This window comes from Alcanivorax sp. HI0044, from assembly GCF_001634945.1.
This window is the reverse complement of the sequence record NZ_LWEZ01001530.1, coordinates 1-1,540: the sequence shown is the minus strand read 5'-3', so window position 1 is coordinate 1,540 and position 1,540 is coordinate 1. Positions and strand designations below refer to the sequence as shown.

At 58.3% G+C, this 1,540-nt stretch carries 2 protein-coding genes; both read left to right on the top strand.

The features are described 5' to 3' along the window. On the top strand, positions 1-674 hold a 674-nt coding region (locus tag A3730_RS23025), incomplete at its 5' end, for a glutathione S-transferase family protein (RefSeq protein ID WP_063539049.1). 72 nt (positions 675-746) lie between these two features. Next, on the top strand, positions 747-1,540 hold a 794-nt coding region (locus tag A3730_RS23020; protein ID WP_063539047.1), incomplete at its 3' end, for a pirin family protein.

Sequence of the window (1,540 nt, the reverse complement as noted above, 5' to 3'; positions counted from 1 at the left end):
ATGGTTTTAGCAAGCTCTATGAGTTGTACCTGAAAGCGGATGACAACTACACCGGCCGGGTGACGGTGCCGGTGCTGTGGGATAGGCAGCGCGGCACTATTGTCAGTAATGAATCGGCTGACATTATCCGCATGCTCAACAGCAGCTTCGATGGGCTGGGTGCCACCCCGGGCGATTATTATCCCCGGGCGCTGCGAGCAGAAATCGACAGCATTAACGAAGGCGTTTATCACGATGTGAACAATGGCGTTTACAAGGCGGGTTTCGCTACCAGCCAGGAGGCCTATGACGACGCTGTGGTGACCTTGTTCCAGCGCCTGGATGCGTTGGAGGACTTGCTCGGCAAACAACGCTACCTGGTGGGTAACACCTTAACCGAAGCGGACATCCGCTTGTGGACCACACTGGTTCGCTTTGACCCGGTGTATGTCACGCACTTCAAGTGCGACCGTCAGCGGATCAGCGATTACCNGAATTTGCAGGGCTTGCTGAAAGAGATCTATCAGTTGCCCGGCGTGGCGGACACGGTGAACATGACGCACATTCGCCACCATTATTTTTGCAGCCACCCGACGGTGAATCCCCACGGGATTATTTCCATCGGGCCGCAACTGGACTGGACCACGCCCCACGGCCGCGAACGCCTGGGCGAGCGAGAAATTATCAGCGCCTGACACAGGCGAGACGCTGGCGATGTTTTGTCGGGCGTCCGGCATCTGGCGTCAGGCTTAACACAGGAGGTTCCCATGGAACGCACAATTCTCAATACGATTCGGGCAATGGATACATCCGATGGTGCTGGCGTTCGTCTGAAGCGGGCGCTGGGTTCTAACCCGGCCGTGCGACTGGACCCGTTCCTGATGCTGGATGCGTTTTCCTCCGACAACCCGGATGACTACATTGCCGGTTTCCCGCCCCACCCGCATCGGGGTTTTGAAACGGTGACGTACCTGGTGGAAGGGCATATGCGCCACCGGGATCATCTCGGTAATGAAGGGGATCTCAAGCAGGGAGGCGTGCAATGGATGACCGCTGGCCGTGGCATTATTCATGAAGAAATGCCGCAGCAGAAAGACGGTTTACTGCGCGGTTTTCAGTTGTGGATCAACCTGCCGGCGGCGGAAAAAATGCAGCCTGCCGGGTATCGGGATATTAGCGACGATGAGATCCCGCGACTGGATCTGGCCAGCGGCGGCCAGGTCAAGGCCATTGCCGGAGAGGTAACCCTTGCAGGGCAGACGCTCAGCGCTCCGGTGAAAGGCGGCAAGGCGGACCCGTTGTATCTGGACGTGGTGTTGCGCCCGGAGGAAACGCTTACGGTTCCGCTGGCGCAGGGCTATAACGCTTTTCTGTATCTGTTCGAAGGCCGCGTCAGGGTGGCAGGGGAAACGGTGGAGACCGATCACCTGGCCACCTTCACCGATGGTGACAGTGTCACCCTGGTGGCGGGAAAAAACGGTGCGCGCTTGCTGTTGCTGGCGGGAAAGCCGTTGGGCGAACCGATTGCACAGTACGGCCCCTTCGTGATGAATACGCAGGA